The organism is Streptomyces sp. NPDC044064, from assembly GCF_056434245.1.
Map to the genome: position 1 here is coordinate 16,176 of NZ_JBWKFN010000014.1, position 25,735 is coordinate 41,910.

Annotated in this window: 15 protein-coding genes; 6 read left to right on the forward strand and 9 right to left on the reverse strand. The window is 69.9% G+C overall.

What is annotated here, in order from left to right; genetic code table 11:
• Positions 1-6 precede the first annotated feature (6 nt).
• Both AC07DS_RS22815 and pulA read right to left on the reverse strand, forming a co-directional pair.
• On the reverse strand, positions 7-369 hold the full coding sequence (locus AC07DS_RS22815) for a 5-carboxymethyl-2-hydroxymuconate Delta-isomerase (protein WP_479147935.1): 363 nt from the start codon (positions 367-369) through the stop codon (positions 7-9).
• A 33-nt stretch (positions 370-402) separates the two neighbouring features.
• Complete coding sequence (pulA, locus tag AC07DS_RS22820) at positions 403-5,808, reverse strand: pullulanase-type alpha-1,6-glucosidase (protein WP_479147937.1); 5,406 nt, start codon at positions 5,806-5,808, stop codon at positions 403-405.
• 201 nt (positions 5,809-6,009) lie between these two features.
• Here pulA and AC07DS_RS22825 point away from each other — a divergent pair, with 201 nt between their 5' ends.
• Positions 6,010-8,082: a carbohydrate-binding module family 20 domain-containing protein gene (locus AC07DS_RS22825; RefSeq protein WP_479147939.1), complete on the forward strand. Its 2,073-nt coding sequence runs from the start codon at positions 6,010-6,012 to the stop codon at positions 8,080-8,082.
• 10 nt (positions 8,083-8,092) lie between these two features.
• Here AC07DS_RS22825 and AC07DS_RS22830 read toward each other — a convergent pair whose 3' ends face one another.
• The 5 genes from AC07DS_RS22830 to AC07DS_RS22850 all read right to left on the reverse strand — a co-directional run bounded on the left by AC07DS_RS22830 (position 8,093) and on the right by AC07DS_RS22850 (position 14,786).
• Positions 8,093-9,472, reverse strand: coding sequence for an alpha-amylase (locus tag AC07DS_RS22830; protein WP_479147941.1), 1,380 nt, complete (start codon positions 9,470-9,472; stop codon positions 8,093-8,095).
• Between the two features lie 133 nt (positions 9,473-9,605).
• Positions 9,606-11,327: a glycoside hydrolase family 13 protein gene (locus AC07DS_RS22835; protein WP_479147943.1), complete on the reverse strand. Its 1,722-nt coding sequence runs from the start codon at positions 11,325-11,327 to the stop codon at positions 9,606-9,608.
• A gap of 158 nt (positions 11,328-11,485) precedes the next feature.
• The gene (locus AC07DS_RS22840) at positions 11,486-12,391 is read right to left on the reverse strand and encodes a sugar ABC transporter permease (protein ID WP_479147945.1); all 906 of its coding nucleotides are present in this window, start codon (positions 12,389-12,391) and stop codon (positions 11,486-11,488) included.
• A gap of 19 nt (positions 12,392-12,410) precedes the next feature.
• A complete protein-coding gene (locus AC07DS_RS22845) occupies positions 12,411-13,415 on the reverse strand; it encodes a carbohydrate ABC transporter permease (RefSeq protein WP_479147947.1) in 1,005 nt (334 codons plus the stop codon).
• A 99-nt stretch (positions 13,416-13,514) separates the two neighbouring features.
• Positions 13,515-14,786: an extracellular solute-binding protein gene (locus AC07DS_RS22850; protein ID WP_479147949.1), complete on the reverse strand. Its 1,272-nt coding sequence runs from the start codon at positions 14,784-14,786 to the stop codon at positions 13,515-13,517.
• 379 nt (positions 14,787-15,165) lie between these two features.
• On the opposite strand from AC07DS_RS22850, the gene AC07DS_RS22855 reads away from it, so the two are divergent.
• Complete coding sequence (locus AC07DS_RS22855; RefSeq protein WP_479147951.1) at positions 15,166-16,200, forward strand: LacI family DNA-binding transcriptional regulator; 1,035 nt, start codon at positions 15,166-15,168, stop codon at positions 16,198-16,200.
• A gap of 68 nt (positions 16,201-16,268) precedes the next feature.
• Positions 16,269-17,135 (forward strand): phosphatase PAP2 family protein, encoded by an 867-nt coding sequence (locus AC07DS_RS22860; protein WP_479147953.1) that lies wholly within the window; start codon positions 16,269-16,271, stop codon positions 17,133-17,135.
• A gap of 5 nt (positions 17,136-17,140) precedes the next feature.
• On the opposite strand, the gene AC07DS_RS22865 is transcribed toward AC07DS_RS22860, so the two are convergent.
• Positions 17,141-20,143 carry a bifunctional [glutamine synthetase] adenylyltransferase/[glutamine synthetase]-adenylyl-L-tyrosine phosphorylase gene (locus AC07DS_RS22865; protein ID WP_479147955.1) on the reverse strand — a complete coding sequence of 1,001 codons (3,003 nt, stop codon included), beginning with the start codon at positions 20,141-20,143 and terminating at the stop codon, positions 17,141-17,143.
• A 1,026-nt stretch (positions 20,144-21,169) separates the two neighbouring features.
• Here AC07DS_RS22865 and AC07DS_RS22870 point away from each other — a divergent pair.
• From AC07DS_RS22870 to AC07DS_RS22880, 3 genes are read left to right on the forward strand one after another with little or no spacing between them, the layout of a single operon-like run.
• On the forward strand, positions 21,170-22,057 hold the full coding sequence (locus tag AC07DS_RS22870) for an alkaline phosphatase family protein (RefSeq protein ID WP_479147957.1): 888 nt from the start codon (positions 21,170-21,172) through the stop codon (positions 22,055-22,057).
• 1 nt (position 22,058) lies between these two features.
• Positions 22,059-23,336 (forward strand): MFS transporter, encoded by a 1,278-nt coding sequence (locus tag AC07DS_RS22875; RefSeq protein WP_479147959.1) that lies wholly within the window; start codon positions 22,059-22,061, stop codon positions 23,334-23,336.
• Positions 23,333-24,352 (forward strand): TolB family protein, encoded by a 1,020-nt coding sequence (locus tag AC07DS_RS22880; protein WP_479147961.1) that lies wholly within the window; start codon positions 23,333-23,335, stop codon positions 24,350-24,352. The genes AC07DS_RS22875 and AC07DS_RS22880 overlap by 4 nt, the downstream gene beginning before the upstream one ends.
• 103 nt (positions 24,353-24,455) lie before the next feature.
• On the opposite strand, the gene AC07DS_RS22885 is transcribed toward AC07DS_RS22880, so the two are convergent.
• Entirely contained in the window at positions 24,456-25,499 is a 1,044-nt protein-coding gene (locus tag AC07DS_RS22885) for an NAD(P)-dependent alcohol dehydrogenase (protein WP_479147963.1), read from the reverse strand.
• Positions 25,500-25,735: the final 236 nt, after the last annotated feature.

Genomic DNA, 25,735 nt, shown 5'->3' on the forward strand with positions numbered 1-25,735 from the left:
GGACCGCTACCGGTCGAACTTCCGGTACGACGGATCCAGGTCGCGGATCTCGGCGGAGGCGTGCAGGGCGAAGCGCTTGTCCGCCACATGCTTGCGGAGCAGCTCCAGCACGGTCTCCGTGAGCATCGCCTTCGTCTCGTCGCTGCGGCCGGCGAGGAGCCCGATGGTCACGTGCACGATGGCGTGCCCGTGCTCCGCCGGGTCCTCGTACCCGTACGCCGTGAGTGCGCCCGGCCGGAACTGCGTCTTGCAGGCTTCCGGCTTGGCCGCCGCGATCTCCACGGTCGCCTCGTGCAGCGCCCGCGCGAAACCGGCGCGGTCGAAGGCGGCCTCCATCGTGTTCGAGTAGTCGACGGTGATCTGCGGCATGAGCACTCCTGTTCTGGGGCGACGGGGCCGACCCTACTTCGCCGCCCGGGTGAAGACCGCCACCGTCCGCGCGGGAACGGTGAACGTGCCCGAGTCGGCTGCGTAGGAGGACGTCTTCACCACCGCGTCCGTGCCGGCCGCCTGCACCGGGTGCAGCCGGTAGGCCGTCCCGGCGAGGGTGCCGATCCGCTGTTCCTGCTGCTGCGGGGTGGCGTTGAAGACCACGACCAGGTCACCGAGCCGCATGGTGATCACGCCCGGCGTCTCGTCCTTGCCGGACAGCGGGAAGGACAGCCGGTCCTGCACCTGCGCGGCCGTGCCGAGGGAGAACGCCTTCTCCGTCGTACGGATCCTCAGCAGGTCCTGGTAGGCGGCCGAGGAGCCGGTGATCTGCGGGCAGCCCACCTTCACCGCGCCGAGCAGCGGCTTGGCGTAGGCCCACTTGGACTGGTTGTCGGCCGCCATCGGCAGCCCTCGTCCGAAGCCGTTGCCGTCGGCGCAGTTCCAGTGGATGGCGTTGAACCAGTCACCGCTGTCGAAGGAGTTGCGGTCCAGCGACTTCGAGCGCAGCAGGTCGGTGCCCGCCTGGGAGAGGGACGGCCCCTGCGAGAGGGCGGCCGTGGCCATCGCCAGCACCTGCATCCGGGCCCGGTCGGACGCCGGGGTGTCCTTGGGCAGCTTGTAGGTGAGGGCGTCGAACAGCGACTCGTTGTCGTGCGCGTCCACGTAGGCGAGGGCGTCGCCGGGTGCGTCCGCGTATCCGGCGGGCGAGCCGTTGTAGTCGACCTCGGAGCCCTTGACCTGCTTGCCGTCGGTGTCGGTGAAGGCGAAGGACTTCAGGTTGCCGGTCAGACCGACCTTGATCAGGTCCTGGTAGTGCAGCAGCCGGGCCTTCTGCTCGGCCGAGGTGCCGTTCGCCGTGGATCCGTTGGGGTCGGTGTAGAGCCCGGACGCGAAGCCCTGGATGCCGGGGTCCGAGTCGAAGGGGCCGCCGCCGCGCACGGCGTCACGGGCGCGGTCGGAGAAGGTGGCGATCCCGGTGCCGGCCATGTTCTGCTGCGTGGCCTGCACGAACCGGGCGTCGTTCGCGACCTCTCCGAAGTTCCAGCCCTCGCCGTACAGGATGATCTTCTTGCCGTCGACGCCGTCCTTGTCGAGGGTCAGCGCGTCGAGGGCCTTGCGCACCGCCAGGATGTTGGCCTTCGGGTGGTGGCCCATGAGGTCGAAGCGGAACCCGTCGACCTTGTACTCCTTGGCCCAGGTGACGATCGAGTCCACGACCAGCTTGCCCATCATCGCGTTCTCGGGCGCGGTGTTGGCGCAGCAGGTGCTGTCGGCCACGCTGCCGTCGGCGAGGAGCCGCTGGTAGTAGCCGGGCACGACCTTGTCCAGGACGGAGGTGTCCGCCTGGCCGCTGGCCGCCGTGTGGTTGTAGACGACGTCCATCACGACCCGCAGGCCGTCGTCGTTGAGCGACTTCACCATCCTGCGGAACTGGACCGTGCGGGCGGTGCCGTCCGGGTCCGTGGCGTACGAGCCCTCGGGGACCGTGTAGTGGTACGGGTCGTAGCCCCAGTTGAAGGCGTCCTTCGCGGCGATCTTCGCCACGCACTCCTGCTGCTTGTCGGAGTCGGCCGGGTAGGAGGCCAGGTCGCAGTCGGTGGTCGCCTGGTCGGCCTTCTTCTCGGGGATGGTGGCGATGTCGAAGGCGGGCAGCAGGTGCACGTACGAGGTGCCCGACTTCGCCAGCTGCCGCAGGTGCCTGGAGCCGTCGCTGTTCTTGTCGGTGAAGGCCAGGTAGGTGCCCTGGTCCTTCGCCGGGACGGTCTTGTCGGCGACCGAGAAGTCCCGGATGTGCAGCTCCTGGATCTGCGCGTCCTTCAGCGGTACGGCCCTGGGCTTGTGCAGACCCGTCCAGCCGCTCGGGGCGAGGGACCTGTCGTTCAGGTCGACGACCAGGCTGCGCCCGGAGTTCGCGGTGAGCGCGACCGAGTACGGGTCGGTGACCTTGTTGGTGACCACCTTGCGGACGCTGGGCGCCCAGACCTTCACGACGTACCGGTAGGGCTTGCCCTTCCAGGACGCGGGGCCGGTGACGGACCAGACGCCGGTGGTGGCGTTGCGGTGCATCTTCACGGCCGTGCCGGCCAGGTCCAGGTGGACCGACTGTGCCGTCGGCGCCCACACGGACAGGGTCGGCCGCCCGTCGTGGAAGACCGGGCCGAGGCTGCTCTTCGTCGCGCCGGAGTACAGGTCGTCCAGCACGCCGGCGATCTGCACCCCGGTCGCGGCCAGCACGGCACCGTTCGCCGCGCGCTGCGAGGCCACGAGCTGTCCGCCGAGCGCCGAGCGGACCCGGTCGCGGTCACGCGGGTCGACGGACCAGGCGGTGGAGTCCTTCAGGTGCGGGAACTTCGCCTTCTGGGCGTCGGTGAGGGTGGTCTTCGTCAGCCGCAGCCACCGCTCGTCGTCGCTGGTCAGCGCCCCGTCCTTGACGGCGATGGAACCGTCGTGGGAGTAGAGCAGCTGGGTGGAGACGGCGCCGTCGACGCCGGTCCAGGCGACCGTGTTCCGGTCGATCCAGACCGCCTTGGACGTGGTCAGGTCGAGGGCGGCCGCGCTGCCCGCGGGCTGCGGCAGCAGGTACTTCTCCTGGCCGTTCAACAGCCACACCTCGTAGCCGTTGGACTTGAGGTCCAGCGACTGGTCGGCGGGGAGATCCTTGTCGTCGCCCTTGTGGATGATGTAGCTGAGGCTGGTGGCACCCTCGGTGAGCGGCACCTCGAAGACCGCGCCATAGGCATCAGTCTTCACCGGCTTGAGCGGGTTCGACCAGTCGGTGGGGTTCGCGGCACCCGTCCAGTCGTGCAGGCCCCAGCCGTCGTAGTTCCCGTCGGCGCGGTGGTAGTGGATGACCGCCTTGGTCTTGTCCTGCGCGGGGTAGTCGGGCCGCTGCGTCAGTACGTCCGTCTTGCCCTGCTCGACCCAGACCTCACCCGTCTTGGTGACATCGATGGTCCGGTCGGCGGAGACGTCCTTGTTGCCGTCCTTGTCGATGACCAGGAAGCCGACGTTCGAGGCGCCCGGCTTCAGCTTGACGTAGGCGAAGGCTCCGTAGGCGTCGCGGCCGACGAAGGGGTGGCTGTTCGGCCAGCTGGTCGACTCGCCGTCGGCGAGGTCGCCCCAGGCGTACAGGCCCCAGTTGTCGTAGTCGCCGTCGGTGCGCTTGTAGTGGACGATCGCGTAGTCCCGGGAGGAGGCCGTGGGGACCTCGGGCGCCGCCGGGGTGCCGGTGGTGCTGCTCGCCAGGGTGCTCGCGGTGCGCCCGGCCGAGTCGATCACGACCGCCTTGTAGCGCAGGGCGGTCCCGGTGGGGACGTCCTTGCCGATGGCCTGGGTGACCTTGTAGGGGGCGTGGTCGGCGGAGCCGAGCGTCTTCCACGCGCCGTTGCCGACCTGGGCGGCGAAGACCACGCGGTTGAGCTGACCGCCGTCGACGTCCGCGGTGACGTCGACCGTGCCGGTGGCTCCGGTGGCCGGGGCCTTCAGCGTGACGGTCGGCTTGGCGGCGGGCGCGGCGAGGCTGCCGGTGGCCTTGAGGACCACGGCGGAACCGGCCGGGACGGTGACCGCGAGCTTGCGGTCGGCGTCGGACTTCACCGTGTCGGAGGTGCCGTAGACACCCTGGTACGTCATGTCCGCCGAGCCGGTGGAGAAGGTCGCGGACTTCTCGCTGTCGGCGTTGTTGAAGGCGACGACGTACTCGGCGCCGGTCTTCGCGTCCGTACGGGTGAAGGCGTAGACGCCGGCCCCGTCGGCCGCGTACCGCTCCGTCTGGACACCGTCCGTGAGTGCCGGGTTGTTCTTCCGGAGCTTCGAGAGGGCGGTGATCTCCTTGTAGAGCGGCGCCTTGGTGTCGTACGCGTCGCTCGCGTGGGTGCGGTCGGTGCCGATCTCGTCGTCGTCCAGGTAGTCGGCGACCTTGGAGGCGAACATCGTCTGGCGGGCGTCCTTGTCACCGCCGGAGCCGGTGAAGCCCTGTTCGTCGCCGTAGTAGACGACCGGGTTGCCGCGGCTGAGGAACATCAGCTCGTTGGCGAGCCTGTCCTTGCGCAGGATCTCGGCGTCACCGGCCTTCGGGTTGTCCTGCTTCAGGAAGTACCCGATGCGGCCCATGTCGTGGTTGCCGAGGAACGTGACCTGCTCGTACGCGTTGGCCTTGTCGGTCGTGTACTTGTAGTCGTCACCGAAGACGCTCGCCAGCCGCTGGGCGCTGCCGCCCTGGGAGGCGTAGGAGCGGGCCGCGTCCTGGAAGGGGAAGTCCAGGGTGGCGTCCAGGCGGCCCTGGGTGACGTACGGGGAGGTGATGGACGTGTCCGCCGAGTACACCTCGCCGAACATGAAGAAGTTCTTGCGCCCGCGCGCGGCCGCGTACTTGTCGAGCGCGGTGGCCCACTGGGTCCAGAAGTCCATGTCCACGTGCTTGACGGTGTCGATCCGGAAGCCGTCGACGCCGAAGTCCTTCACCCAGCGCTCGTAGATCTTCTCCATGCCGTGGACGACCTCGGGACGCTCGGTCCACAGGTCGTCCAGGCCGGAGAAGTCGCCGTAGGTGGTGGACTCGCCGGCGTACGTCGAGTCGCCCCGGTTGTGGTACATCGTCGGGTCGTTGAGCCAGGCCGGGACCTTGCTCCTGCTGGTCACCCTCGGCGTGCGCGGGAAGGAGTCCGCGTCGACGGCCGGGAACCTCCTGCTGCCGTCGGCGTAGTCGGCGTCGTCGAAGGGCCGGCCGTCCTCGGTCAGGTACGGGAAGGCGCCCTTGGAGAGGTAGTCGTACGACTTCTCCTTGTAGTCCACGACGTCGGCGGTGTGGTTGGTGATGACGTCGAAGAAGACCTTCATGCCCTTGGCGTGCGCCTTGGAGATGAGGGTCTGGAGGTCCTTGTTCGTCCCGAAGTGCGGGTCGACCCGGGTGAAGTCGGTGATCCAGTAGCCGTGGTAGCCGGCGGAGGCGTTGCTGCCCGTGCCCTGCACCGGGCGGTTCTTGAAGATCGGCGCCATCCAGATGGCCGTGGTGCCGAGGTTCTTGATGTAGTCGAGCCGCTTGGTCAGGCCCTTGAGGTCGCCGCCCTGGTAGAAGCCCTTGTCGGTGGGGTCGTAGCCGGTGCTGAGGCGTGAACCGGTCAGCCCGCCCCGGTCGTTGGACCTGTCACCGTTGGCGAAACGGTCCGGCATGACGAAGTAGAACTGCTCGCGGGTGTCGTCGTGCCGCGCGGGCTGGGCCGCGAGCCTGGCGTCCGAAGGGGGCGGGGGCGGGGTGTCCGCGTGGGCCGCGAGCGGCGTCACGAGGGCGGCGGCGAGCGCGGCGACAGCGACGGCCGCGACCCGTCTGACGTGGGCGGTTCGGCGCGTCGGGGGCGCCGGCCATCTCGGTATCACAGGCGGGAACTCCTTGCGATTGCGGCTCTCTTGGGTCCGACCCCGCGCGACCGTACCGCCGTCGAAAGGTTTACAGCAAGACCCTTGAAATTCATAGCAAGAAGTTTCAGCCTCAACCTTGACGCCTCCTTCCCAACTGCCGCACTCTCACGGGTTGTTGAACCCTGTCCTCTTCCCTCGAAGTTCGTTCCGGAGCCGCACATGAGCAGACACCGTCCCCCGGGTGTCCTCCGCCGCACCGCGACCGCCGCGGCGGCAGGCACCCTGGCACTGGCGGGAGCCATAGCCCTGCCCGCGACACCCGCACAGGCGGACACCACCGCCAAGGCCGACGTCATCGCCAACCTGTGGGAGTGGAACTGGGACTCCGTCGCCTCGGAGTGCACGAACGTCCTGGGCCCCGCCGGGTACGGCGCGGTGCAGGTCGCCCCGCCCGCCGAGTCCCTGAAGCAGACCGACTACTACTGGTGGGACGTCTACCAGCCCTACTCCTACAACCTGAACAGCCGCTTCGGTTCGGCGGCGAAGTTCGCGTCGATGGTGACCGCCTGCCACCGGGCCGGCGTCAAGGTCTACACGGACGCGGTGATCAACCACACCGCCGCGCAGACCGGCACCGGCTACAACGGCACGACGGTCACCAGCAAGTACGACACCCCCGAGTGGGACCGCGCCGACTACCACGACTCGACGTCGTGCCCCACCTCTGACCTGACGATCCAGGACTACTCGAATCTCACCCAGGTCCAGAACTGCGAACTCCTCGGCCTGCCCGACCTGAGGACCGGCTCGGACACGGTCCGCGCGGGCATCGCGAACTTCCTCAACAGCCAGCTCGCCCTCGGCGTCGACGGCTTCCGGGTGGACGCGGCCAAGCACATCCCCGAGGCCGACCTGGCGGCGATCGAGTCCAAGCTGACGAACACCACGGCGGGCTCGGCGCCGTACGTCTTCCAGGAGATCTACCCGGGCTCGACCCCCCGGCCCGCGGACTACTACGCCTCCGGCGACGTCCTGGACTTCACCTACGCGAGCAGGCTGAAGTCCGCGTTCCAGGGCAATGTGAGCGACCTGGAGTCGCTGTCGTCCTCCGGGATCCTGCCCGCCGCCGATTCGGTGTCCTTCGTGACGAACCACGACACCGAACGCAACGGCCTGCACATGTCCTACAAGGACGGCGACACCTACAAGCTCGCCAACCTCTTCCAGCTCGCCTACAAGTGGTCGACGCCGACCGTGTACGCCAGCTGGGAGTGGACCCGGAGCGACCAGGCGCCACCGAACTCGTCGGGCTTCGTGACGAACACGGACTGCTCCAGCGGCTCCTGGTACTGCCTGGACCGCGACACGGCGGTCGTCGGCATGGTGGCCTGGCACAACGCCGTCGACACGGCGGCCGTCTCCGGCTGGCAGACCAAGTCGTCGTCCGTGATCGGCTTCGGCCGCAGCGGCGCCGGCTTCTTCGCGCTGAACAACGGCTCGGCGCCGGCGACGTACACCTTCGCGACGGGCATGGCGGACGGCACGTACAGCAACGTCGTCGACGGCGGCGCGACGAAGGTCACCGTCTCCGGCGGCAGCGCGTCGCTCACCGTCCCGGCGAAGGGCGCGGTCGCCTTCTACAACGCGTCCTACACCTGCACGGTGGGCTGCGACGACACGGGCGGCGGCGGTTCGGTGTCGACGGTGAGCGCGACCTTCGACGAGTACGCCTCGACCACGTCCGGCACCGGCGTCTACGTCGTCGGCTCGATCCCGGCGCTGGGCGGCTGGGACACCTCGAAGGCGGTCCGGCTGTCCTCCTCCGGCTACCCGGTCTGGTCGGGCGAGGTCGGCGTGCCGATGAACACCTCGTTCGAGTACAAGTACATCAAAAAGGATAGTTCCGGCAATGTGACCTGGGAGTCCAACGCCAACAGGTCCGCTGTCACGACCACTTCGGCCCTCTCGCTGAACAACTCCTGGAACGTGGCCAACGCGAACGCCACCGACGTCACCTTCAACGAGACTGCGACGACCGACTGGGGCACCGACGTCTACGTCGTCGGCTCCCTCCCCTCCCTCGGCTCCTGGAACACGAGCGACGCCATTCCGCTGTCGTCGGCTTCGTATCCGACGTGGAGCAAGCTGGCGATCGTCCCGAAGAGCACGACATTCGAGTACAAATTCCTCAAGAAAGACGGCTCCGGGAACGTGACCTGGGAGTCCGGGACGAACCGCTCGTACACGACGGGCAGTTCGTCCGGCTACACCACCGGCGACACCTGGAAGTAGTGCCCCGGGCTCAGCAGCTCGACTTGCCGGCGTAGATCGCGAGCGCCGTGTTCGAGCCCAAGGTGGCGGTGAACTGCCCCGCGGAGTTCACCGCCACCGTCGTGTTGTTCTGGACGTTGCAGTAGGTGCCCGCGGGCAGCGAGGTCTGGTACGTGCGGGTCAGGGGCGCGGACTCGTGGTTGATCGCCACATAGCCCTTGCTGCCCCGGCCGAAGGCGATCGCGTTGTTGCCGTTGTCCCACCAGTCGGAGACGGCCTGGCCGCGGGTCGCGTTGCGGAAGGCGACCATGCGGATGATCTCCGGCCAGGCGTGCTGGCACTTCCAGCCGTCCTGCCAGCAGGCGTTGACCGTACCGCCGTTGGGCGGACCCGCGTCCACGTCGGACCACTCGTAGCCGGAGTTGATGTCCGGGGCACCGTAGGGGTAGGCCAGCATGAAGACGTTGGCCAGGGTGTAGTTGGCGCCGTCCTTGTAGTTGAGCGTGGAGCCGTTGCGCTCCGTGTCGTGGTTGTCGACGAAGACGCCGGCCACCGAGCTGCTCAGGTAGCCCCAGCCCTCGCCGTAGTTGGTCAGATAGGCGAGCTTCTCGTTGTTGAAGACACGCTTGAGGTCGTAGGCGTAGCGGAACTCCTGGACGTCGCCGTTGCCGGTGTACTCGGAGGGCTGGACGGCCTCGTTCGCGCCGTAGATGACCTCCTGCTTCCAGTAGACGGAGGGGTTGGTCAGACGGCTCTTGATGTTGGCCAGGTCGTCCGCCGGGATGTGCTTGGCGGCGTCGATCCGGAAGCCGTCGACCCCCAGCGTGAGCAGGTCGTTCATATAGCCGGCGATCGTCTTGCGGACGTACTCCTCGCCCGTGTCCAGGTCGGCCAGGCCGACCAGTTCGCAGTGCTGGACGTTCCAGCGGTCCTGGTAGTTGGTGACCTGGGCGGTGCAGTCGTCGAGGTCGTAGGAGGAGTACAGACCGGGGTAGTTGTACTTCGTGTACGACGAGCCGCCCGTGCCGGTGCCCGAGCCCGCCGCCATGTGGTTGACCACCGTGTCGACGACGACCTTCACACCGGCCGCGTGGCACGTGTTCACCATGCTCTGGAAGGCGGTGCGGTCGCCGAGGCGGCCCGCGATCTTGTACGACACCGGCTGGTACGACGTCCACCACTGCGAGCCCTGTATGTGCTCGGCGGGCGGGGAGACCTGGACGTAGCCGTAGCCGGCGGGGCCGAGGGTGTTGGTGCACTCGCGGGCGACCGAGGAGTACTTCCACTCGAAGAGGACCGCGGTGACGTCCTTGCTGCCGGGCGGGGAGGCGTACGCGGCGGTCCCTGGGGCGAGGACGGCCGCCGCCGCGGTGAGGGCGAGGGCACCCGAAACGATTCTGCTGCTGGCCATGTGGGGGTTCCTTCTCCGTTGAAGGCCTTGCTGAAATCTTTCAGAAACCTTGCGGTGGCCAGATGTTAAAGGCCCGCCACCCAAAAGGGCAGCGGGCCGTAAGAAGTTGACGGAAGAAGTTACCGAGCGGTTATCACGCCGTCGTCCACCACACGGTCGTGTCGGCAGGCACCTTCGCCTCGCCGTCGGCCTCGGTCACCTCACCGCTGGCGAGCAGGACACGGCCGTGGGACGGGGTCGTCACGGACTCGCCGGTGGTGTTCGCGACACACACGAACTCGCCACGGCGGAAGGCCAGCACACCCTCCGGCGCGCGCAGCCACTCGACCGCCTCGCCCGCGCCCAGGTCGGGCTGCGCCCGGCGGATGCCCAGCGCCGAGCGGTACAGCTCCAGCGTCGAACCGGGGACGCCCGACTGCGCCTCGACACTCAGCTCGGCCCAGGCCGACGGCTGGGGCAGCCAGCTGCCGCCGCTGCCGAAGCCGTACGAGGAGCCCTCCCGGGTCCACGGGATCGGCACCCGGCAGCCGTCGCGGAAGCCGTCCTGGCCGGCGCCGCGGAAGAACGCCGGGTCCTGGCGCACCTCGTCGGGCAGGTCCACGACGTCCGGGAGGCCCAGTTCCTCGCCCTGGTAGACGTACGCCGAGCCGGGCAGGGCCAGCATGAGGAGGGTCGCCGCACGGGCCCGCCGAAGGCCCAGCTCGCGGTCGCCCGCCGTGCGGATCTGGGTGCCGAGACCCGGGAGGTTGGCGAAGCGCGTCGCGTGGCGGGTGACGTCGTGGTTGGACAGGACCCAGGTGGCGGGGGCGCCGACCGGGCGCATCGCCTCCAGGGTGCGGTCGATGACCGTCCGCAGTTCCTTCGCGTCCCACTCCGTGCCCAGGTACTGGAAGTTGAAGGCCTGGTGCAGCTCGTCCGGGCGGACGTAGTTCGCGGTGCGCTCGACGGTCGGGGTCCACGCCTCGGCCACGAAGATCCGCCCGCCCGTCTCCCGCCGCCGCCCTTCTGCGGAAGGCCCTTCGGGCCCCAATTCATTTCCGGCGTACTCGTCGAGGACCACGCGCCACTGGCGATAGATGGCGTGCACGCCGTCCTGGTCGAAGAACGGCATGACATCGTTGCCCAGCAGCTTGAGCTGGTCGTGGGAACCCAGGTCCGGGAGGCCGTCGGCCTTCACCAGTCCGTGGGCGACGTCGATGCGGAAGCCGTCCACGCCCATGTCCAGCCAGAAGCGCAGGATGGAGCGGAACTCGTCGCCGACCGCCGGGTGCTCCCAGTTGAAGTCGGGCTGCTCGGGCGCGAAGAGGTGGAGGTACCACTCGCCGTCCTCGACCCGGGTCCAGGCGGGGCCGCCGAAGATCGACTCCCAGTCGTTCGGCGGGAGTTCGCCGTTCTCGCCCTTGCCGGGGCGGAAGTGGTAGCGCTCGCGCAGGGGCGAGCCGGGGCCCTCCGCGAGGGCGCGCTTGAACCACTCGTGCTGGTCCGAGGAGTGGTTCGGGACCAGGTCGACGATCACCCGCAGACCCAGCTCGTGGGCGTCGCGGATCAGCGCGTCGGCGTCGAGCAGGTTGCCGAACATGGGGTCGACGGCACGGTAGTCGGCGACGTCGTAGCCGGCGTCGGCCTGCGGGGAGGCGTAGAAGGGGCTGAGCCACACGGCGTCGACGCCGAGGTCCCGCAGGTACGGGAGTCGGGAGCGTACGCCTTCCAGGTCGCCCATGCCGTCGCCGTTGCTGTCGGCGAAGCTGCGCGGATAGACCTGGTAGATCACCGCGTCCCGCCACCAGTCGCGGTGCTTGGCGACGGTGGCGACTGCGGAGTCGTCGGCCGGGGCTGCGGAGTGCTGCTGGCTCATGGCGTCCTTGATGCTTAAGAGAGTTCGGGTCATGTCGTGGGTACGGCGACAGGGGCCAGGGGGTGTGCGAGGCGGCCGCGGTGTCAGCGGGGTCGGATGGACACCGCGGCCGCCTACCCGCGCGGACAGGCGCGCGGGAGTCCGGTGCGGAACGGGCCTCAGCCCTTGGTGCCGCCTGCGGTGAGACCGGTGACGAGGTTCTTCTGCACGAGGTAGAAGAACACGGACACGGGTATCGCGATCAGCACCGCGGTGGCGGCCATGTAGTTCCACTGTGCGTCGTGCTCGCTGACGAAGGTCTGCAGACCGACGGCGAAGGTGTACTTCGAGTCGTCGAGCATGAAGGTGGTCGCGAAGGCCACCTCGCCGACGGCGGTGATGAAGTTGTAGAAGGCGGCGACGGCCAGCCCGGGGCGGGCCAGCGGCAGGATCAGCCGGAAGAAGGTGCCGAAGGGGCTGAGCCCGTCCACGCGTCCGGCCTCGTCGATCTCGAAGGGGATGGTGTCGAAGTACCCCTTGAGCAGCCACGCGCTGTAGGGCACGGCGGTGGTGCAGTTGATGACGATCAGCGACCAGTAGGTGTCGATGAGCCCGAGTTCGCTGAAGATCTCGTACATCGGCACGATCAGGATGGCGATCGGGAAGGCCTGGGTGAGCAGCAGCACCCACATCAGCGACTTGTAGCCGGGGAAGCGCATGCGGGAGACCGCGTAGCCGGTGGTCGCGGCGACGAAGACACCGATCAGGGTGGTGCCGCAGGCCACGATCATCGTCGACTTGAACCAGTCGAAGAAGGCGGTGTGCTCCAGCACGAAGCTGTAGTTGGAGAAGGAGAGCTTTCCGGCGATCCTGCCGGGGTGCAGGTAGTCGTCCTTGTCCGGGCCGAGGGACAGGAAGAACAGCCAGGCCACCGGGGCCAGTGCGATGAGGCTCGCGACCACGAGGCCGCCGTGCAGGAGGGCTGCGCCGAGCGGGCTGCGCTCGCCGCGCCGGCGGGTCCGGCGCGGGGGCTGCGGGGCAGGCGTCGGCTCCGTCCGGGTCTTTTCGAGGGTCGTGGTGCTCATGGCGGCGGCTCCTGCGGCGTCAGACGGCGAGCTGGTCATTGCGCTTCAGCCAGCGGAAGTAGAAGGAGGTGAAGACGGTCAGGATCGACAGCAGCAGTACGCCGTACGCGGCGGACTGGGCGAAGTCGCGCGGCTGCTGTCCGAAGCCCAGGAAGTAGGCCCAGGTCACGAGGATCTGGGCGTCGGGCGCACCGGTGGGGCCGAACAGCAGGAAGATGATCGCGAACTGGTTGAAGGTCCAGATGATGCCGAGCAGCACCACTGTGGAGCTGACCGAGCGCAGGCCGGGCAGGGTGACGTGCCGGAACTGCTGCCAGGCGCTGGCGCCGTCCATCTCCGCGGCCTCGTAGAGCGTGGAGTCGATGGACTGCAGGCCGCCGAGCAGCGAGAGCATCATGAACGGCACACCGCACCAGGTGTTGACCATGATCGCGGCGAACCGCTGCCAGAAGGTGTCCTCGAGCCACTGCGGCTGGGGCAGGTGGAGGGCGCCGAGGAGCTGGTTGAGCACGCCGGAGTCGGCGAGCATGATCCGCCAGGAGAAGACGGTGACGAAGGTCGGCACGGCCCAGGGCAGGACCAGCATCAGCCGGTAGAAGGTGCGGCCGCGCAGCTTCTGGTTGAGCATGAGCGCGAGGCCGAGGCCGATCGTGTAGTGCAGGAACACACAGGCCGCCGTCCAGAAGACGGTCCACAGGAAGTGCGACCAGAAGCGGTCGTACGAGGTCGGGCCGAACAGGATGTCCTTGTAGTTGTCCAGGCCGATGAACTTGTAGGTGGCGGCGATGTGGTTGACGCCGATCGTGCGCGCCGAGTTGAGGCTGTTGGCGTCGGTGAGGGTCAGGTAGAGGCCCCGCACCAGGGGGTAGCCCACGATGACACCGAGCACGATGATCACCGGGGCGATCATCGCGTAGGCGTACCAGTGTTTCTGGTAGCCGTTCTTGATGCGCTGCCCCAGCCCAGGCCGAGGCGCGCGGTCACCGCGGCGCTTGCCGGTCGCGCGGTCGATGGCGACTGTCATGGTTCGACACCTTCTGATGGTTCAGGGGGTTGGGCTGGGGCATAGGCCGATGGCCGCCGGATCCTTCCCCCCTCGGGAGGATCCGGCGGCCACGAGGGCTTACTTGCTGAAGTCCGGCACCAGCTTGGCGATGGCCAGCTCGGCGTTGCTCAGGCCCTTGTCCAGCGACTCCTTGCCACCGGCGATCTTGGGCAGCTCGGTGTCCAGCGGCCCCCACAGGGAGCTGTACTCGGGCAGCGCCGGGCGGGGCTGGGCGGCGGCGAGGACACCCTGGTAGCCGGCGATGCCGGGGTCGGCCTTGACCTGGGCGGTGTAGGCGTCCGAGCGGGTCGGCAGCGTGGAGTTCTTCAGGGCGATGGTCTCCTGGGACTTCGCCGAGGTCATGAACTGCACGAACTTCAGCGCCGCGGCCTGGTGGGCCTTGTCGGAGCCGGCGTAGACCGAGAGGTTGTGGCCGCCGGTCGGGGCGCCCGCCTTGCCGGAGGAACCGGCCGGGACGGTGGCGATGCCCAGGTTGGACTTGTCCGAGAAGGCCGAGCCCTTGTAGAAGTTCGTGATCTCCCAGGGGCCCTGGATGATCGCGGCGACCTTGCCGTTGACGAACGCGTCCTGGATGTGGGCGTAGGCGTCGGCGGTGGTGTCGGCCTTGTGCAGGCCCTTGCCGGAGAAGGTGCTCAGCCAGGTGCCGTAGGCCTTCTTCGCGGCGGCCGAGTTCACCGTGATCTTCTTGGCGGCGGCGTCGACGGTGTCGGTGCCCTCGCCGTAGAGGAAGGACTGCGCGTAGTAGGCCTGGGTGGAGCCCCAGTAGCCGTCGACCTTCGTCTTGGCCTTGACCTTGGCGGCGTCGGACTTCAGCTCGTCCCAGGTCTTGGGGGCCTCGGTGATGCCGGCCTTCTTGAACAGGGCCTTGTTGTAGACCAGGGCGAGGGTGTCGGTGACGAACGGCACGCCGTAGGTCTTGCCCTCGTACTGGGCCTGCTTGATCAGGTTCGGCTGGAACTTGGCCTGGTCGGTGAGGGCGTCGGTGCCGTCCAGCGGCAGGAAGTAGCCCTTCTTCGCGAAGGCCGGGGTCCAGCCGACCTCGGAGCGCAGCACGTCCGGGGCGCCCTTGGAACCGGCGGCGGTGTCGAACTTGTTCTGCGCCTGGTCGAAGGGGACGTTGACGTACTTGACCTTGATGTCCTTGTTGGCGGCCTCGAACTGCTTGATCACGGCCTTGTACGTCGGCGCCTCATTGGTGGCGTTGGAGGTGTCCCACCAGGTGATGGTGACCGGGCCGTCCGACTTGCTGTCGCTGTCGCTCCCGCCGCACGCCGTCGCCGCCAGGGCGAGGGACGCCACCAGCGCGGAGGCCGCTATGCCACGCCGCATGAGTTCTCCTTGAGGGTTAAAGCCCGTGTGATGCAGGGAGGGCCCGTCCGCCGTCCCCGCGGTCTTGCCGACTGCGCCGTTGCGGCCGCCGGGCGACTGGAACGTAACAGCGATGTAAGACTTGCGAAAGACCTTGCAGAAAAAAAGTGCAAGACACCACGATGGTTACCGGCCCGTGACCTCCCCTCGACAGCCGTGTAACCGCTTATTGAAGCCGTTGAGCGGGCAGAGGGACACTTGTGCAAGACTCTGCAAGCTCTTGCCGCCACTATTTCGAGGGAGTGCGATGACGCAGCAATCCACGGCAGGCCGTGCGGCCGCCCGCGCGCGGCGTCCCGTCGGTGTGCAAGGCGCGGTGCGGCCGGTACAGTCCAGTGCCGTGACCACACGGCTTGCGGACATCGCTGCGCAGGCGGGGGTGAGCGAAGCGACCGTCAGCCGGGTCCTCAACGGGAAGCCGGGCGTCGCCGCCACCACCCGCCAGTCCGTGCTCGCCGCGCTGGACGTGCTCGGCTACGAGCGTCCGGTACGCCTGCGGCAGCGCAGCGAGGGCCTGGTGGGCCTGATCACCCCGGAGCTGGAGAACCCGATATTCCCTGCCCTGGCGCAGGTCATCGGCCAGGCACTGACCCGGCAGGGCTACACCCCGGTGCTCGCCACCCAGACCCCGGGCGGGTCGACGGAGGACGAGCTGACCGAGATGCTGGTGGACCGCGGGGTGGCGGGGATCATCTACGTCTCCGGTCTGCACGCCGACACCACCGCCGACATGCAGCGCTACGAGCGGCTGCGGGCGCAGGGCGTGCCGTTCGTCCTGGTGGACGGGTTCTCGCCGCAGGTGCAGGCGCCGTTCATCTCCCCCGACGACCGGGCCGCGATGACGCTGGCGGTGACGCACCTGGCGTCGCTGGGCCACACCCGGATCGGTCTCGCGCTCGGCCCGAAGCGGTTCGTGCCGGTGCAGCGTAAGATCGAGGGCTTCGTACGGGCGATGCAGGAGCAGCTGGGGCTGAACGCCCAGACGGTCGAGACCGAGCTGATCCAGCACTCGCTGTACACGCTGGAGGGCGGCCAGGCGGCCGCGACCGCGCTGATCCAGCGCGACTGCACGGCGGTGGTGTGCGCGAGCGACATGATGGCGCTCGGTGCCATACGGGCCGCCCGGCAGCTGGGCCGGGAGGTGCCGCGGGACGTGTCCGTGGTGGGCTTCGACGACTCCCCGCTGATCGCCTTCACCGACCCGCCGCTGACCACGGTCCGCAAGCCGGTCCCGGCGATGGGTCAGGCCGCGGTACGCACGCTGCTGGAGGAGATCGGCGGGACGCCCGCACCGCACAGCGAGTTCGTGTTCATGCCGGAGCTGGTGGTGCGGGGTTCGACCGCATCGGCACCGAATGTCCTCCGTATGTCGTAGAACGTGCGGGATGGACCCGACCTTGGGATGATCTGGCGAGGAAGCCTTTTCTGGCAGACTCTGTGCCTATGAGTGACTGGACCGTGACAGATTCGGAAGGTCGCGAGAAGGTGGCCGTTCCGCAGGCCGTCACGGGCGAGGGCAGACAGGGTCCGAGGCACCGGCTGCGCCACCCGCACAGGCCCCGGCTGTGGTTCGAGATCCTGCTCATCGCGGTGAGTTACTGGACGTACTCCCTGATCCGCAACGCGGTCCCGGAGCAGAAGGCCCAGGCGCTGCGCAACGCCGACTGGGTCTGGCGTCTGGAGCAGCGGCTGGGCGTCGCCGTCGAGGAGTCGGTCAACCACGCCGCGAACGCGGTGCATTGGCTGATCATCGGCATGAACTACTACTACGCCACCCTGCACTTCGTGGTCACGCTGGGTGTTCTGGTGTGGCTGTACCACTGGCATCCCGGCCGCTACGCGGCGACCCGGCTGGCCCTGTTCGCGACCACGGGTGTGGCGCTCGTCGGGTACTACCTGTTCCCGCTGGCCCCGCCCCGGCTGATGAACGGCGGCCGCTTCGTGGACACGGTGATGGTGCACCACACCTGGGGCTCGATGGCCTCGGGCGACCTGAAACACATGTCGAACCAGTACGCGGCGATGCCGTCCATGCACATCGGCTGGTCGCTGTGGTGCGGGCTGACCGTCTTCGCACTGGCCTCCGTGCCGTGGGTGCGGGTGCTCGGGCTGCTCTACCCCGCGACCACGCTGCTGGTGATCGTTGCCACGGCCAACCACTTCTGGCTGGACGCGGTGGGCGGCGTCCTCTGCCTGGCCTTCGGTTTCACGGCGGCCCGGCTCTGGTACGGCAGCCTGCCGTACGCCCTGCCCAGGCTGGCGCCGGCCCCGGCCCGGACCGCCGAGCCGGCCCGGCAACCGTCCGCGTAGAGGGCTCAGCCCCCGTCCGCGTAGAACAGGTCCTGCACGACCGTGCGTGCCTTTCGGGTCGTGCGGCGGTAGGCGTCCAGCATGTCCCCGGCGTGCCCGGCGCCGTAGCCCAGGGCGCGGCCGACCGCGGCCAGCTCGCGGGGTTCGGTCGGGAAGGTGTCCCCGGCCCGGCCGCGGACCAGCATGACGGCGTTGCGCACCCGGGTGGCCAGCACCCACGCCTCGTCCAGCACGGCCGCGTCCTCGGCGGCGATCAGCCCGGCCGCGTGAGCGTGGGCCAGGGCCTCACGGGTACGGGTGGTGCGCAGGCCGGGCTCGTGCCAGCCGTGGCGCATCTGGATCAGCTGGACGGTCCACTCGACGTCGGACAGGCCGCCGGGACCGAGCTTGGTGTGCAGCCTGGGGTCGGCGCCGCGCGGCAGCCGCTCGGCCTCCATCCGCGCCTTCAGCCGGCGGATCTCGCGCACCGCGTCGTCGCCCAGGCCACGCTCCGGGTAGCGCAGCGGGTCGATCAGCTCGGTGAAGCGGCGCCCCAGGTCCTCGTCCCCGGCGACCGGCTCGGCCCGCAGCAGCGCCTGCGACTCCCAGACCAGGGACCAGCGCCGGTAGTACGCCTCGTACGAGTTCAGGGTGCGCACCAGCGGCCCGGACTTGCCCTCGGGGCGCAGGTCCGCGTCGATGAGCAGCGGCGGGTCGGCGCTGGGCAGCTGCAGCAGGCGGCGCATCTCGGCGACGACCTTGTTCGCGGCCTGCGCGGCCTCCCGCTCGTCCACACCGTCCTGCGGCTCGTGCACGAACAGCACGTCGGCGTCGGAGCCGTAGCCCAGCTCATGACCGCCGAAACGGCCCATCCCGATGATCGCGAACCGGGTCGGCAGGGTGTCGCCCCAGCCGTCGCGGACCACCGCGCGCAGGGTGCCCGCGAGGGTGGCCGCGGTCAGGTCGGAGACGGCGGCGCCGACCCGGTCCACCAGCGCACCCTGGTCCGCCTCGGCGGGGTTGGTCTCCGTGCCGTACGAGGACACGATGTCGCCGGCCGCCGTACGGAACAGCTCGCGGCGGCGGACCCCGCGGGCCGCCGTGACGCCCTGCTCGGCGTTCCCGGCACGGCGCACGGCGGCGAGGATCTCCTGCTCCAGCGGGGCGCGCTCGCGCGGCTCCAGACCGCCGCCACCGTCGCCGTCGCCCAGCAGCGCCACCGCCTCCGGGGCGCGCATCAGCAGGTCCGGGGCGAGGCGGCCCGCCGACAGGACGCGGGCCAGGTTCTCGGCGGCCGCGCCCTCGTCCCTGAGCAGCCTGAGGTACCAGGGGGTCTTGCCGAGCGCGTCGGAGACCTTGCGGAAGTTGAGCAGGCCCGCGTCCGGGTCGGCGGAGTCCGCGAACCAGCCGAGGAGCACGGGCAGCAGGGTGCGCTGGATCGCCGCCTTGCGGGTCACGCCGGAGGCCAGGGCCTCCAGGTGGCGCAGGGCCGCGGCCGGGTCGGCGTAGCCCAGGGCGACCAGGCGCTCGCGGGCCGCCTCCGCGCTCAGCCTGGCCTCGCCGGGGGCCAGTTGCGCCACCGCGTCGAGCAGCGGCCGGTAGAACAGCTTCTCGTGCAGACGGCGTACGACACCGGTGTGCCGCTTCCACTCGCGCTGCAGCTCGGCCACCGGGTCGGTGCGCAGGCCCAGGGAGCGGCCGAGGCGGCGCAGGTCGGCCTCCGCCTCGGGGACAAGGTGGGTGCGGCGCAGCCGGTAGAGCTGGATGCGGTGCTCCATGGAGCGCAGGAAGCGGTAGGCGGCGTCGAGGCGGGCGGCGTCCTCACGGCCCACGTAGCCACCGGCCGCGAGTGCCTGGAGCGCGTCGAGGGTGGTACCGCTGCGCAGGGAGGGGTCGGTGCGGCCGTGCACCAGCTGGAGGAGCTGGACGGCGAACTCGACGTCCCGCAGGCCGCCCGGGCCCAGTTTCAGCTCGCGCTCGACCTCGGCGGCGGGGATGTTCTCCACCACCCTGCGGCGCATCTTCTGCACGTCGGCCACGAAGTTCTCGCGCTCGGCCGCCTTCCAGACGAGGGGTTCGAGCGCGTCGACGTACGCCTGGCCGAGGGTGGCGTCCCCGGCCACCGGACGGGCCTTGAGCAGGGCCTGGAACTCCCAGGTCTTGGCCCAGCGTTGGTAGTAGGCGAGGTGGCTGCTGAGGGTGCGGACGAGCGGGCCGTTGCGGCCCTCGGGGCGGAGGTTGGCGTCCACCGGCCAGATCGAGCCCTCGACGGTCGTCTCGGAGCAGATCCGCATCATGTGCGAGGCCAGCTTGGTCGCGGACTTGAGGGCCTTGCCCTCGTCCGCGCCTTCGGCCGCCTCGGCCACGAAGATCACGTCCACGTCCGAGACGTAGTTCAGCTCGTGGCCGCCGCACTTGCCCATCGCGATCACCGCGAGACGGCAGACCGCCGCGTCCCCCGGGGCGGCCGCCACAGCCAGGGCCAAGGCCGCACGGAGAGTGGCTGTGGCGAGGTCGGCCAGTTCGGCGGCGGTCTCGTGGACGTCCGTCGTTCCGCACACGTCACGTGCCGCTATCGACAGCAGGCACCGGCGGTAGGCCACCCGCAGCGAGATGGGGTCGACGGCCTCCGCCAGGCCGCGCTCGAACTCCTCCACACCGGGGTGCAGGTCCCGGGGCTCGTAGGTGACCAGCGCCTGCCAGTCGCTCGGGTGGCGGGCGAGGTGGTCGGCGAGGGCGGCGGAGGCACCGAGTACGCCCAGGAGGCGGTCGCGCAGGGGCTTGGCCGCTATCAGCGTGTCCAGCAGTTCACGGCGGGCGGCGGGGGCGGCCTGGGACTCCAGAAGCCGGACCAGACCGTGCAGGGCGAGGTCGGGGTCGGCGGTGGCGCCCAGGGCCTCCAGGAGGAAGGGGTCGTCGCGGAGGGGGGCCAGCTCACCGCTCTCCAGGAGACGCTCGGCGGCGGAGGGATCCGTGAAGCCGTGCCGCAGCAGTCGCGTGAAGGTACTGCTCCTGCGCCCCGGCGTCATCCGTGGCCTCCCCTGGATCTCGGTCGTCCTGGCCAGAGCCTAACCGCAGAGGGCGCCTGCGGCGCTTGGGCGGTGCTGTTGCGCGGGGTGCGTTGCGCCTGCGGCGGGCTGGGGCGTGCCGTGGTGGGGGTGCGTCGCGCCTGCGGCGGACTGGGCGGTGCCGTGGTGGGGGTGCGATTCGCCTGCGGCGGGCTGGGCGGTGCTGTTGCGCGCGTGCGATTCGCGTGCGGCGGGCTGGGCGGTGCTGTGGTGCGGGTGCGATTCGCGTGCGGCGGGCTGGGTGACTGCGTTGCGCCTGCGGCGAGCTGGGCGGTGCTGTTGCGCGCCTCCGATTCGCCTGCGGCGGGCTGGACGGTGCCGTGGTGCGGGTGCGTCGCGCCTGCGGCGGGCCGGGCCGCGCCGTGGTGGGTTGCGCTCTTCGCCTGCGGCGGCCTGCGCGGGTGCGTTGCGGCTTGGCTCTGTGCCTGCGGCGGTCCGTTCGGGTGCGTGGTGGGTTGCGTCCCGCGCCTGCTGCGGGCTGCTTGGCTCCCTCATGTCCATGCGTCGCGCCTGCGGCGGGCCGTGCCGTGCATGGTTCGCCCGCGGCGGCCTGCGCGGGTGCGTGGTGGGTTGCGTCCCGTGCCTGCGGCGGCCCGGTCGGGTGCTTCGTGGCCTGGGTCGCGCCCGCTGTGGTGGGTGGGTCGGGCCGCGTCGGGTGGTGTCCGTCCTCGGTCCGGCGGGCCGTGTGAGTCGTGACCGCGTTTTCGCCGGCTGCTGCGCGCGGACACCACCCCGGCACGTCCCCTTCCCGCCGTGCGCGGGTGCGGCACGTGGGGCCCGTGGTACGGCCGGACGGGTGGCCGTCGTCCAGGAGTGCATGCGGCGGAGCAACGTGCGGCCGTGTCAGGGGTCCTCCGGACCGGCCCACCGGGAGTAGTAGTTCACGTGATCTTCATTCTCCGGGTTGAGTGAGGTGGGGCTGGGGCATATTGGCGTGTGCATGCTCTGTCCGCACCGCCAACCCCGCCCCCCTACCCGGAGGTTGATGTGTCCGGCAGTTCCGTGTACCGCCGTGCCCGCACCGTCGTGGCGTCCGCTGCGGCTTTCGCCGCGGCCGCGTTCGGCGTGTGGACCGGGCTCGGCGGTGAGACCGCGCACGCCGCGGGTGCCGTCCCCAGCCCGGACCACGTGGTCGTCGTGGTCTTCGAGAACCACGCCTACAGCCAGGTGATCGGCTCCTCCAGCGCCCCGTACATCAACTCGCTCAAGTCCGGCGGCGCCAGCCTGACCCAGTCCTACGCCATCACGCACCCGAGTCAGCCGAACTACTTCGCCCTGTTCTCCGGCTCCACGCAGGGGATCACGGACGACAGCTGTTACACCCCGGGCTTCTCCTCGGCGGCGAACCTGGCCTCCGAGCAGATCGCCGCCGGCCGCAGCTGGGCCAGCTACAACGAGACGCTGCCCAGCCAGGGTTCGACCACGTGCAGCAGCGGCAAGTACGCGCGCAAGCACAACCCGTGGTTCGGCTTCAGCAACGTGCCGACGTCGAGCGCCAAGACCTTCGCGCAGTTCCCGTCCGACTACTCGACGCTGCCTCAGATGTCGTTCGTGGTCCCCAACCTGTGCAGCGACATGCACGACTGCTCGGTGTCGACCGGTGACACCTGGCTGAAGAACAACCTGGGCGCGTACGCGACTTGGGCCAAGACCCACAACAGTCTGCTCGTCGTCACCTTCGACGAGGACAACCGGCTCAGCGGCAACCGCATCCCCACGGTGCTGTACGGCCAGCCGGTGGCGGCGGGTTCCTCCTCGTCCACCACCTACAACCACTACGACATGCTGCGCACCCTGGAGGACACCCAGGGCCTGCCGACCCACGCGGGCAACGCGGCCTCCGCCCAGGACATCACCGGTATCTGGACGTCCTGACGTGTACGTAGCGGACAGCCGCGCCAACACTCCCGGTGCGCCGGCGTCCGCGGACGGTGCCGTCCGGCCTTCCGCCGGGCGGCGCCGCGCCGTGGTCGCCCCCACGGTTCTCGCCCTCGGCACCGTCAGTCTCGTCACCGACGTGTCGTCCGAGATGGTCACCGCGGTGCTCCCGCTCTACCTGGTGACGGGGCTGGGCCTGAGTCCCCTGGGCTTCGGGCTGCTCGACGGGATCTACAACGGCTTCTCGGCGCTCGTGCGGCTCGCGGGCGGGCATCTCGCCGACCGCGGGGGCGGGCGGCACAAGTGGGTGGCCGGCTTCGGCTACGGCGTCTCGGCTGTGTGCAAACCGTTGCTGCTGGTCGCGCACTCGCTCACCCCCATCGGGCTGATCCTGGCCGCCGACCGCACCGGCAAGGGACTGCGTACGGCCCCGCGTGACGCGCTGATCTCACTCTCCAGCACGCCGGAGACCCGGGGCCGCGCCTTCGGTGTGCACCGGGCCATGGACACCGCGGGCGCCCTCCTCGGGCCGCTGGTGGCGTTCCTGATCCTGCGGGCCACGGTCGACGGCTACGACGCGGTGTTCACGGTCAGCTTCTGCGTGGCCGTGTTCGGGGTACTCGTGCTGGTGCTGTTCGTACCTGGTGGCCGCCGGGAGGCCGAAGTCGGCGGGGACGGCGCGCGGCCCACTCTGCGTGCCGCGGTGGGGCTGCTCGGCCGGCGCGACCTGCGCCGGATCACCGTCTGTGCCCTGCTGCTGGGGCTGGCCACGGTCAGCGACTCCTTCGTCTATCTGCTGCTGCAGCGCCGGCTGGGCGTCCCCGACCGCTGGTTCGCGCTGCTGCCGCTCGGCACGGCGGCCGCGTTCCTGCTGCTGGCCGTCCCGCTCGGCCGGCTCGCCGACCGGGTGGGCCGGTGGGCCGTCTTCCTGGCCGGTCACGGAGCCCTGCTCGTCGCGTACGCGCTGCTGCTCACCTCCTGGCACGGCGCGGCCCTTGCGTACCTCGTCCTGGCGCTGCACGGCGGCTTCTACGCGGCAACGGACGGGGTGCTGATGGCGGCGGCCTCGGAGGGCGTGCCGGAGGCACTGCGCTCGTCCGGCCTGGCCGTCGTGCAGACCGGGCAGGCGCTGGCCCGGTTCGCCTGCTCGCTGCTGTTCGGCGCCGCCTGGACGGTGTGGGGCGACCGGGCCGCGCTGGCGGGTGCGGTGGTGGCCCTGGCCGGGTGTGCGGCGTTCTCCCTCACCCTGCGCCCGAAAGGCACCGTCACCGCATGACCGTACGCACCCGCATCCTGATCCTGCTCTCGGCCGTCGTCGCGCTGGCGGCGGTGGGGGTGGCGTCCGTCCTGCACGCGTCGGCGCGCGCGGACCGCCGCGACCAGACGCAGGCGGGCGGCCCGAAGGTCACGCCGGGCACGGTGTCCCTGACCGGGCACGGCCGCATGGTGTTCCGCAACATGGCGTGGGGACCGCACCGCGACGAGCTGACGACGGTCCCGGCCTCGGACCCGGCCGGGCCGCGCACCGCCTCGGGCGTCAAGTGCCTGCGCTTCTACGCCGCCTCGGGCACGGGCGTGTGTCTGCAGGCGGTGCACGGCCCGGTCTCGGACACCTACCGTGCCCTGATCCTGGACGACCGTCTGCGCACCCGGGACCACTACGAGGTCCCGGGCATCCCCTCCCGCGCCCGGGTCTCCCCCACCGGGCACTTCGCCGCCTGGACGGCGTTCGTCGGCGGTGACTCGTACGCCGGTACGAACTTCTCCACGCGCACGGCGATCGTGGACACCCGCACGGGCGGGCTGATCCCCTCCCTGGAGGCCTTCCGGATCGTCAAGGACGGGCACTCGTACCGTGCGGCGGACACCAACTTCTGGGGCGTGACGTTCGCCGCCGACGACCGCACGCTCTACGCGACGCTGGCGACCAGGGGCAGCACCTATCTGGTGCGGGGCGACCTGCGCACGCGCACGGTCACCACCCTGCACGCGAACGTCGAGTGCCCGTCCCTCTCCCCCGACGGCACCCGCGTCGCTTACAAGAAACGGGTCAAGGGCCTGTCCAAGGACGCCCCTTGGCGCCTGTACGTCCTCGACCTGCGCACGATGCGCGAGACTCCGCTCGCCGAGCCGCGGAGCGTGGACGACCAGGCGGTCTGGAAGGACACCCGCACGATCGTCTACGCCCTGCCCGGGGACTACGGCGCGGACCTCTACCAGGTCCCGGCGGACGGGTCGGGGCAGCCTCGGCGGATCAGCGAGGCGGCGGTGTCGCCCGCGTATCTGCACTGAGCACAGCGGCGGGCGGGCGTACGGCGGGTGCAGATGGCCTGGGAGGCCGAGGACGTCGAGGCCGTCGTCCGACGGGGCACCAGGAACCCCGCGCGGGCGTCGGTCAGGCGAGCGTCGAGGTGTCGATGACGAAGCGGTAGCGCACGTCCGAGGCGAGCATCCGCTCGAAGGCTTCGTTGATCTTCGCGGCCGGGATGATCTCGATCTCGGCGCCGATGCCGTGTGCACCGCAGAAGTCGAGCATCTCCTGGGTCTCGCGGATGCCGCCGATGAGGGAACCGGCGCAGATGTTGCCGTGCATGACGAGGGAGAATGCGTTCAGCGAGAGCGCCTCGGGGGGAGCGCCGACGTTGATGAAGGCTCCGCCCGGCTTCAGCAGCCCGAGGTGGGCGTCCAGGTCGATTCGCGCGCTGACCGTGTTGACGATGAGGTCGAAGGCGCCGGCGAGCTGCTCGAAGGTGGCCGGGTCGCTGGTGGCGAAGTACTCGCGTGCGCCGAGGCGCAGGCCGTCGTCCATCTTCTTCAGCGACTGGGACAGGACGGTGATCTCCGCGCCCAGGGCATGGCCGATCTTGACCGCCAGGTGGCCGAGTCCGCCGAGCCCGACGACCGCGGCCTTCTTGCCGGGTCCCGCACCCCAGCGCCGCAGCGGGGAGTACGTGGTGATGCCCGCGCACAGCAGTGGAGCGGCCTCGTCCAGGGTGAGCGCCTCGGGGAGACGGAGCACGAAGTCGTCGTTGACGACGACGTGCGTGGAGTAGCCGCCCTGCGTGAGGGTGCCGTCCTCGTCGACGGAGCCATACGTGAGGGTGTTGCCGTTCAGGCAGTACTGCTCCTCACCCCTCAGACAGAGTTCGCACACCCGGCAGGAGTTGACCATGCAGCCGACGCCGGCACGGTCGCCGGGAGCGTATCCGCTGACCTCGGAGCCGACCTCGGCGACGACACCGGCTATCTCGTGGCCGGGGACCATCGGATAGGACGCCGGGCCCCACTCGCTACGGACGTTGTGGATGTCCGAGTGGCAGATACCGACGTACTTGATCTCTATCAGGACGTCGTGCGGCCCCAGGTCCCGTCGCTCGACGGTCGTGGGGGTGAGCGGTTCGGTCGCGGACGTCGCGGCGTAGGCGGGAACGGTGAGCACGTGTCCCTCCCGTACTTCGAGGGTGCGTGGTGGGCAGCGGCGGACATATCCACCCTGCGCCACAGCCCGGGCCGGAGCCACCTGAGCGGGGGCGGCCGGCTTCGGGGGTCGCCGCCGAGTGCGACCCGGAACGTGTCAGCGCGATGAGCCTGAGTGGGTGACTCTGCGAAGCGGCACCCTGACAGCGGCCACCCCGGGTGACTACAAAGAGTCACCGAAGCATCACAGAAAGGAGC

Coding starts and splice junctions, on each gene's coding strand:
- AC07DS_RS22815 (WP_479147935.1), bottom strand. CDS start 369: ATGCCGCAGATCACCGTCGACTACTCGAACACGATGGAGGCCGCCTTC.
- AC07DS_RS22825 (WP_479147939.1), top strand. CDS start 6,010: ATGAGCAGACACCGTCCCCCGGGTGTCCTCCGCCGCACCGCGACCGCC.
- AC07DS_RS22830 (WP_479147941.1), bottom strand. CDS start 9,472: ATGGCCAGCAGCAGAATCGTTTCGGGTGCCCTCGCCCTCACCGCGGCG.
- AC07DS_RS22835 (WP_479147943.1), bottom strand. CDS start 11,327: ATGAGCCAGCAGCACTCCGCAGCCCCGGCCGACGACTCCGCAGTCGCC.
- AC07DS_RS22840 (WP_479147945.1), bottom strand. CDS start 12,391: ATGAGCACCACGACCCTCGAAAAGACCCGGACGGAGCCGACGCCTGCC.
- AC07DS_RS22845 (WP_479147947.1), bottom strand. CDS start 13,415: ATGACAGTCGCCATCGACCGCGCGACCGGCAAGCGCCGCGGTGACCGC.
- AC07DS_RS22850 (WP_479147949.1), bottom strand. CDS start 14,786: ATGCGGCGTGGCATAGCGGCCTCCGCGCTGGTGGCGTCCCTCGCCCTG.
- AC07DS_RS22860 (WP_479147953.1), top strand. CDS start 16,269: ATGAGTGACTGGACCGTGACAGATTCGGAAGGTCGCGAGAAGGTGGCC.
- AC07DS_RS22865 (WP_479147955.1), bottom strand. CDS start 20,143: ATGACGCCGGGGCGCAGGAGCAGTACCTTCACGCGACTGCTGCGGCAC.
- AC07DS_RS22880 (WP_479147961.1), top strand. CDS start 23,333: ATGACCGTACGCACCCGCATCCTGATCCTGCTCTCGGCCGTCGTCGCG.